This window comes from Prosthecobacter sp. (assembly GCF_049294395.1).
GTDB lineage: Bacteria > Verrucomicrobiota > Verrucomicrobiia > Verrucomicrobiales > Verrucomicrobiaceae > Prosthecobacter.
This window is the reverse complement of sequence record NZ_JBAQCR010000272.1, coordinates 1-7,888: the sequence shown is the minus strand read 5'-3', so window position 1 is coordinate 7,888 and position 7,888 is coordinate 1. Positions and strand designations below refer to the sequence as shown.

Sequence of the window (7,888 nt, the reverse complement as noted above, 5' to 3'; positions counted from 1 at the left end):
ATCCTGCCCGCATCCAGCGCTTCTGAAGCGGGCAAGATTGCCCGCACTACCTCTCCGAAATGAAGCGACAGGATGATTTGAAGAATCCAAGATGCATCACACACTGAGGGCATGAGCCTGAACCATCCACGCATCGCCATCGTCGGCTCAGGCGCGGTCGGCTGCTACTATGGCGGGCGGCTGGCGCAGCATGGGAATGACGTGCATTTTCTCATGCGCTCGGATTATGAGCAGGTGAAGCAGCATGGTCTCAAGATCAGCAGTCCTCTCGGCGACTTCGTTCTGCCGCAGGTGTACTGCCACCGCAGCACGGCGGAGATCGGAGAGTGCGATCTGGTGATCATCGCGATGAAGGCCACAGCGAATGAGGCGCTGCTGGAGCTGCTGCCGCCGCTGCTGCACAAAAAGACGATGATTCTGACGCTGCAAAACGGACTGGGCAGCGATGACTTTCTGGCGCGGCACTTTGGCTCTGCGCATGTTCTGGGCGGTCTTTGTTTCGTGTGCATCAACCGCCTTGCGCCCGGGGTGATTCATCACATCGCGCAGGGGCAGATCGCGCTGGGCGAGCACAGCGGTCCACCGCAGGTGCGCACGGAGGCACTGGCGGCGGAGTTCCAGCGTTGTGGCATCGATTGCAAGGTGGAGCCTAGCTTGCTCACGGCGCGGTGGAAGAAGCTGGTGTGGAATATTCCCTTCAACGGTCTTTCGATTGCTGCGGGTGGGAAGGACACGGCGGCGATTTTGACTGATCCGGTGTTGGAGCAGCGAGTGCGGGATTTGATGCGTGAGATCATCGAGACGGCAGGGCGACTGGGGCATGCGATTCCGCTGCCGTTGATTGATGACATGATCGAGCGCACCCGCACGATGTCTGCCTACAAGCCGAGCAGCCTCATTGATTTTCTCGCAGGCAGCGAGGTGGAGCTGGAGGCGATCTGGGGAGAGCCGGTGCGCCAAGCGAAGGCGGCGGGGATTGAGATGCCGGAGGTGGAGGGGTTGTATGAGGAGTTGAAGGAGAGGATTGCTGCCAGATAGTGGTCTGCAATATGTCTCTCACCGCTCTTCAAAACGCCCGTCCTGAAACTGCGATTGTGCTGGGTTCCGGTCTTGGAGCCGTGGCGGACGCGTTTGGAATCGAAAGTGAGGTCGCCTATGCCGATGTGCCTGGGCTGAGCGCTTCCACGGTGCCGGGACATGCGGGGCGGTTTGTATTGGCGCAGCATCACGGCAAGCCCATCCTGCTGGCGCAGGGGCGGCGGCATTTGTATGAGGGACTCACGGCGCATGAGGTGACAGCGGGCATCCGCTTCATGCATGAGATCGGCGTGAAGCGTGTCGTGCTCACGAATGCGGCGGGTGCAATCGATGAGAACTTTCATGTGGGTGGTTTGATGCTGATCACGGATCACCTCAATCTCCAGGGCACCACGCCGCTGCTCGGCGGTCCGAACTTCCATGACATGAGCGAGGTCTATTCGCGGGCGTGGTGTGAAAAATTCCATGCCGCGAGTCTGGAGATCGGCCTGAAGCTGCACGCGGGCGTGTATGCAGGGTTGCTGGGTCCGCAGTATGAAACACCGGCAGAGATCCGCATGCTGCGCACGCTGGGTGCGGATGCCGTCGGCATGTCCACGGTGGCCGAAGCGATTCAGGCGCGTGCTTTGGGAATGGAGGTCGCGGGTATCTCCATGCTCACCAACTGGGCCGCTGGATTGAGAGCGCAGACACTGCACCACGCGGAGGTGGTGGAGGTAGGGAAGACGGCGGGGATGTATCTGGCGCGGCTGTTGAAGGCGGCGGTGTGAGACTATTGAACATTCCTTCGCAGGCCAAATGCCAGCAAATAACTCAGGACGAGAGGAACGCCCAGAATGGCAAAAACGCGAGGAAACATCCATCCCAGCGTCTCGCCGAGTTCGGTAGAGCGCAGCATCATTGAGAATGCGAATGAAACGACAATCGCGGTCACGAAGGCGGTGATTGAGTATCCGCGCAGCCCGCATGCTTTTGCATCGAGAATAAGCAACGACGGGGCTCCGAGGAAGATTTGAAACTTGGCCACGACAAGCAGCAGCAGGATGCCACCGATGCATTCACCTGCGTCTCCAGATTCAACACGATTGCGATCAGGCCGCATGACATGATCTGTAATCACCAAGACTGACGCGCCCAAAAAATACGCAGCAGGAAATGGTAGCAAAAGCAACCGTGTAGCCCGAATCACATAACGGATCGGGCTACGTGGGCTCATGCGTTGCAGATCGCGGTCTCGTTAGCAGCACCCGTTCGCCTTCTCCATCTCGCAGGCGTGCTCTTCGGTGCAGCAGGGCATGAGGGGGCGGCCTTCGGTGGCTTCGGGGGCTTCCATTTCAGGATTGGGAGCCTGAGGGGCGAGACCGAGGTCGCGGAGGAGTTTCATGTCCTCGTTGGCGCGCGGGTTGGCGGCGGTGAGGAGCTTGTCTCCGTAGAAGATGGAGTTGGCTCCGGCGAAGTAGGCGAGAGCCTGGGCTTCGCGGCTCAGGTTGGTGCGGCCGGCGCTGAGGCGCACCTTGGCCTTTGTCACGGCGATGCGGGTGACGGCGATCATGCGGATGAAGGCGAAGGAATCAACGACTTCATTGTCGCCCATGGGGGTGCCTTTGATGGGCATGAGGGCGTTGATCGGGATGCTCTCGGGCTGGGGATTGAAGTTGGAGATGACTTCGAGCATCTTCAGGCGGTCTTCGATGGTCTCGCCGAGGCCGAGGATGCCGCCGCAGCAGACTGACATGCCGGCATCCTGCGCGTGGCGGATGGTGCGCAGGCGGTCGTCAAAGGTGTGGGTGCTGACGATGTTCGGGTAATGCTCCGGGGAGGTGTCCACGTTGTGGTTGTAGGCGGTGACGCCGGCTTCCTTGAGATCGGTGGCCTCATCCGCGCCGAGTTCGCCGAGGGTGACGCAGACTTCCATGCCGAGCTTGGAAACGTCGCGCACGATGTCGAGCACCTGATCGAATTTCTGGGTGCCTTTGCGCACGCCCTTCCAGGCGGCGCCCATGCAGAAGCGGGTGGAACCGTTGGCACGGGCGGCGAGGGCGCGCTCCATGACCTGCTCCTTGGGCATGAGATTTTCCTTCTGCAGGCCGGTGCTGTAGCGGGCGCTCTGGGCGCAGTAGCCGCAGTCTTCGCTGCAACCGCCGGTCTTGATGCTGAGGAGGGTGCAGAGCTGCACTTCGTTGCCAGTCCAATGCTCGTCATGCACAGCGCGTGCCTGCTTGAGGAGATCGAAAAAGGGCTGGTGATAGATGCGGTGAAGTTCGGCGAAAGTCATGAGCACGGGATTGTTGGCGCAAAAAGCCGGGTTTGGCAATCCTGCTCCTCCTCTTACTCGTCCTCCTACTCCCGAAAAAGCAGGCTGTGGATCGTTCGAAGGGAGGAAGAGGAGGAGTATGAGGGAGCGGAAGATGCGGATGCGCCGCAAGAGAAACCCGCCAAGGGCCGATTTGGTCTCACCATCATGAATCGCCGCACTTTTTTCCACCAAACGTCCGCGCTCGCCGCTGTCTCCGCTCTTCCGAAAATTTACGCGGCGGATGAGGCCGGGAGGAAAGTCAAAGTGGCCGTGGTGGCGCTGGGGCGTGGCATGCAGCACGTGCAGGCCTTGCTCAAAATCCCGGGCGTGGAGATCGCCTATTTGGCCGAGGTGGACCCGAAGCGCCTCGAATTGGGCCTCAAGGTGGTGAATGACACGCAGAAGGTGTCCTGCGTGGGGGTGAAGGATTTCCGCACCATCCTGGATGACAAGACGCTGGATGCCGTCTTCATCGCCACGCCGAATTTCTGGCACACCCCCGCCGCGCTGCTGTGCATGCAGGCGGGCAAGCATGTCTATGTGGAGAAACCCGGCAGCCAGAACGCGCATGAGGCGGAGATGATCGTGGCGGCTTCGAAGAAGTATGACCGCCTGGTGCAGATGGGGAATCAGCGCCGCACCTGGATGAAGGAAGCGATTGAGGCGCTGCATGGCGGTGCCATCGGTCCTGTCCGCTTTGGCCGTGGCTTCTACTACAACACGCGTAAATCCGTGGCCACGAACGAGAAGCCGGCTTCACCGGACATCGACTACAATCTGTGGCAGGGCCCGGTGCCGGATGATGAGAAGCATGATTTCAAGTCGATGGCACACTATGACTGGCACTGGTTCTGGCATTGGGGCAACGGCGAGCTCGGCAACAACGGCATCCACTCGCTGGACATCCTGCGCTGGGGCCTCAAGGGCGACTATCCGCTGCGCACCACCTACAATGGCGGCCGCTACTTCTACAATGACGCGCAGGAAACGCCCGACGCGGGAACGGCGGTGTATGATTTCGGCCACGCCGGCTGCGAGTGGGTGCAGAGCAGCTCCCACGCACGTGCGGCGGAGAAGCCGCTGGCGGAAGTCATGTTCTATGGCGACAACGGCACCATGGCCATCGCCCGTGATTCCTGGATCAACTACGACCTGAAAGGCGTGGAGGTGAGCAAGGGTAAAGGCGCAGGTGGCGGTGATCCCGCGCACATGGGCAATTTCATTGAGGCCATCCGTGGCAATGCGAAGCTGAACAGCCCGATCGAGGAAGGCCAGAAGAGCACCATGATGTGCCACCTGGGCAACATGGCCTACCGCACGAATACCGTGGTGAAGTGTGATCCGAAGACCGGGAAGGTGCTGGATAACGCGGAAGCGCTGAAGCTGTGGGGCCGCGACGGTGGCTACCGCAAGGGGTGGGAGCCGAAGATTTGAGGTAAAGTACTCGCGAGCTTTAGCTCGCTCAGGGAAACGCCGCCTTTTCCCAGAACGAACTAAAGTTCGTGAGTACTTTCCTGCCATTGCGGCGCGCTCCCCTGTTCCGCAGGAAAAGGGCAACTTTACCGAAAAACCACGTCCACGCCCATGGCGCTCTCCTTCGCGAAGCCAGGAATCCAATGCGGTTTCCGCAGGGCGATGACACGGTAGATCATGGACAGCACGTGGAGGATGAGCAGGCGGTCGATGAGGCGGTAGCCGCGGCGGCGGCGCATGAGAAGCTCGATGGCCCAGCCGAGGTAGCGACGGTGCAGCCAGAAGGGTTTGAAGTCGGTCTTGATGCGGTAGCGGGCGCGTAGGCCGCGCTTGGCGTAGGTGGCTTTGTAGGCGCGCTTGGCTTCGCGGAGACGAGTCTCCATTTCGGGGGTGAATTCGGTGAAGTAATATTCCCGCGCCAGCGCCAGCAGGCGGAAGGTGTCGCGCATGTATTCGAGATCGGCCACGGGCACACCGGCGCGTGGGGCCAGGGCGATCATCTGGTCCAGCCGGTCCATGCAGCGGGCGGCGCTGAGCAGGGCGGCTCCTGGCTCCTGCACAAAGTAGAGCAGCAGCTTTTTGACGCTGTGATTGATGAAGATGTTCCCCCAATAGACCTGGAGCAGCGGCGGGATGCGCACGCGGCGGAAGAAGAGTTTTTGCTGCGCGAATTCCTCCACGTAGAGCAGCTCGCGGATGACTTCGTCCGAGTAGCGCAGGAGTTCGATGAGGGCTTCGGCATCGCCCAAGGCGCGTTCTTTGGCAAAGGCGCGCACGGCGTCTTCCACGGGCATGCCGTCCTTGATGAGGCGGATGGTGACGAAGGTATTCAGATCGATCCAGATGGCTTCGGGGTCGATGAGTGCGATGCGGCGGAAAGGCACCCAGCCGCCGGTCTGGCACCAGACCATGCAGCCGATGACGTTCTTGGCGTGCTTGAGCTCATGCGCGTAGCGTTCGTATTCCCAGCCGGTGAAGCTGGGGTACTCGCCGCAGCCTTCGTACTCGCGCCGCGTTTGCAGTTCGACGATCTTCGCCACGTCAGTGCGGAAGAAGTTGGAGTTGAGCGGCAGGTAGCGGAAGAAATCGGACTCGCCGTATTTCATGGAGATGACGAGCGCCGGGCTGGTGAGGCCTTCAAACACGCGGGTGAAGGTGCCGCGGTGCCACATCAGATCACCAATGCGATAGGCGCCCACCGTCCAGGTACGGAAGATGAGGCGGCGTGTGTGCTTCTCGCACACGGGCAGCAGATCGAGCAGGAGCTGGCGCGCCTGCGCAGGTTTCTGGATGACGAGCTCGCTGCGGAATTCGTCGTGCACACCTTTCCCGTCGGCTTCGCCGATGCGCAGGATGATCCCCGCCACCTGCGGGAAGCTGGAGAAGAAGCCGTCGAGCAATTCGGCGAGGTAGTCGTTCACCTCGCGCTTGGCTTCCGTCATGCGCCGCCGCAGTTCGGGCGTGTAGGTCATGACGTCCATGGTGAGATGCACCTGCAGGCCGCGTGAGGTGAAGATCTCGAAGCAGCGGGTGAATTCTTCGCGGTAGAGGGCGATGCGTGCGCGCAGCTCCGGCTCCAGCCATGCGTGATCCGCCAGATGCGTCACGTCATCGAGTGAGATGGCGTTGAAGCCCCAGGCCGCGGCTTGATCGGCGAAGCGCGTGATGTCCGCTCGCACCTGCGCCCACCAGACATCCGCAGCGGCGTCGCGCGTCTTGGGCAGATGGTGCCAGGGGATCTTGGACCAGTTGATCGTACGCACGTCATGCCCGCGAAAGAAGGGGCCGATGGCGTCGATGAGGTGGAGTGGTTGCAAGCGCCGCGAATGAAGCACGCAGGGACGGGATGCAAGTGACGATGTGGTGCGAGAGGATACAGGCTGCCAGCCTGCATCACGATTGAATCAACCCGCCGCAGGCATCTGCGATGGCTTGGAAGAGCTCACAATGATCAGGCTCAGCACCAGGCCGATGAGGCCTCCCAGCAAACCACCGCCACCGGCACCCACGGCGACGGGCAGCTTCCAGTCTTCGACGTTTTCGAAGGCAGGGGTGGCGCGTTCCTGGATGGCGACGTAGTCGGACGCTGAATTGAAGACAGACTGTATTTTCTCGACCTGTTCGAACAGCTTCTCATAGGCCAGCTTGTCCGTTTCGAGTTTTTCCTGCAGCGTCTTCAATTCATCGAGGGACGCTTCCCTGCGATCCAAGTCTTTTTCGATGTCGTGGATTTCTGATTCGATTGCTTCAAGCTGGGTTTGCAAGGGCGCACGGGAGGCGTCGTCGTCTCTCATCGACTTGATCTTGAGACGGAGGTCGTCGCGCTGGTTGCGCTGGAAGTTGAGGCGCGGCACGAGCCGCTCCAGGTCTGATCTGACGCTGAGCGTGGCTGACCCCTGGGCACGCGCTTTCTCCAGTTTCTTCGCAGAGTCTTCCATGGCCTTCTGCTTTGAAACCACCTCCTGAAGAAATTTCTGGAGCACCTTGCCCTGCGCCTGCTCACGGATGCTTTGACGGAAGGAGATGAACTCATCGAGCAGGGCATCGAGAAAGATCCTCGTGTATTTGGGTTCGGACCCGGTCGCGAGGATGTTGAAAATGGCGCTGCCCTTGGTTTGAGCGACACGGATTTCCACATCAACGTCCTTGATGTCGGGGTTCAGCGCCCGCACACGTTCGAAGGCGCGGCGTTTCATTTCAGCAGACTCGATGGTTTCGATGATCGTGCCGTAGAAGTCCTGCTGCTGCTCACGCCACATGATGCTGTCATTGAAGACCATCTGACCACCCGCGACGAGCTTGGCCAGCGAGCGGAACTCCTGGGGTCTGCCGGTGATACGGAGTGCCTGGCGCCAAACGCCCAGGCTGGCGCCAACCAAAGCGAAGACGAGAACGATGACGAGGCGGAGAATGATTCGGGAGGCACTCATGGTAAAATTGATGGAGGCCCGTTCTGCCAGAATGGCGGCGCGGTGGCCAGATAAATCCGGGGCCTATGACGCAGAAAGATATCTTTTAGGTTTGTTCAAAAAAATCCTCGGAGTTGAAACGAAAAAGCCCAAGCCGTGCGGCTTGGGCTGA

At 60.4% G+C, this 7,888-nt stretch carries 7 protein-coding genes; 3 read left to right on the top strand and 4 right to left on the bottom strand.

All coding sequences use genetic code 11. The features are described from left to right. Nucleotides 1-111 precede the first annotated feature (111 nt). Both WAW39_RS18605 and WAW39_RS18600 read left to right on the top strand, forming a co-directional pair. Nucleotides 112-1,038, top strand: coding sequence for a 2-dehydropantoate 2-reductase (locus WAW39_RS18605; RefSeq protein ID WP_422320685.1), 927 nt, complete (start codon nucleotides 112-114; stop codon nucleotides 1,036-1,038). Nucleotides 1,039-1,049: 11 nt separating this feature from the next. Continuing rightward, nucleotides 1,050-1,808 (top strand): purine-nucleoside phosphorylase, encoded by a 759-nt coding sequence (locus WAW39_RS18600; protein WP_422320684.1) that lies wholly within the window; start codon nucleotides 1,050-1,052, stop codon nucleotides 1,806-1,808. A 2-nt stretch (nucleotides 1,809-1,810) separates the two neighbouring features. Here WAW39_RS18600 and WAW39_RS18595 read toward each other — a convergent pair whose 3' ends face one another. Together WAW39_RS18595 and bioB are read right to left on the bottom strand one after the other, a co-directional pair. Next, nucleotides 1,811-2,254: a hypothetical protein gene (locus WAW39_RS18595; RefSeq protein ID WP_422320683.1), complete on the bottom strand. Its 444-nt coding sequence runs from the start codon at nucleotides 2,252-2,254 to the stop codon at nucleotides 1,811-1,813. A gap of 21 nt (nucleotides 2,255-2,275) precedes the next feature. Further along, nucleotides 2,276-3,313, bottom strand: coding sequence for a biotin synthase BioB (gene bioB / locus WAW39_RS18590; RefSeq protein ID WP_422320682.1), 1,038 nt, complete (start codon nucleotides 3,311-3,313; stop codon nucleotides 2,276-2,278). 186 nt (nucleotides 3,314-3,499) lie between these two features. On the opposite strand from bioB, the gene WAW39_RS18585 reads away from it, so the two are divergent. Beyond that, nucleotides 3,500-4,768, top strand: coding sequence for a Gfo/Idh/MocA family protein (locus tag WAW39_RS18585; RefSeq protein ID WP_422320681.1), 1,269 nt, complete (start codon nucleotides 3,500-3,502; stop codon nucleotides 4,766-4,768). Between the two features lie 125 nt (nucleotides 4,769-4,893). Here WAW39_RS18585 and WAW39_RS18580 read toward each other — a convergent pair whose 3' ends face one another. Further along, nucleotides 4,894-6,624, bottom strand: a complete 1,731-nt coding sequence (locus WAW39_RS18580; RefSeq protein ID WP_422320680.1) for a hypothetical protein — start codon at nucleotides 6,622-6,624, stop codon at nucleotides 4,894-4,896. 87 nt (nucleotides 6,625-6,711) lie between these two features. Then, entirely contained in the window at nucleotides 6,712-7,737 is a 1,026-nt protein-coding gene (locus tag WAW39_RS18575) for a hypothetical protein (protein WP_422320679.1), read from the bottom strand. Nucleotides 7,738-7,888 lie beyond the last annotated feature (151 nt).

What these genes read in the sequence shown, in the direction of transcription:
- WAW39_RS18605 (WP_422320685.1), top strand. Translation starts at nt 112, where the DNA reads ATGAGCCTGAACCATCCACGCATCGCCATCGTCGGCTCAGGCGCGGTC.
- WAW39_RS18600 (WP_422320684.1), top strand. Translation starts at nt 1,050, where the DNA reads ATGTCTCTCACCGCTCTTCAAAACGCCCGTCCTGAAACTGCGATTGTG.
- WAW39_RS18595 (WP_422320683.1), bottom strand. Translation starts at nt 2,254, where the DNA reads ATGAGCCCACGTAGCCCGATCCGTTATGTGATTCGGGCTACACGGTTG.
- bioB (WP_422320682.1), bottom strand. Translation starts at nt 3,313, where the DNA reads ATGACTTTCGCCGAACTTCACCGCATCTATCACCAGCCCTTTTTCGAT.
- WAW39_RS18585 (WP_422320681.1), top strand. Translation starts at nt 3,500, where the DNA reads ATGAATCGCCGCACTTTTTTCCACCAAACGTCCGCGCTCGCCGCTGTC.
- WAW39_RS18575 (WP_422320679.1), bottom strand. Translation starts at nt 7,737, where the DNA reads ATGAGTGCCTCCCGAATCATTCTCCGCCTCGTCATCGTTCTCGTCTTC.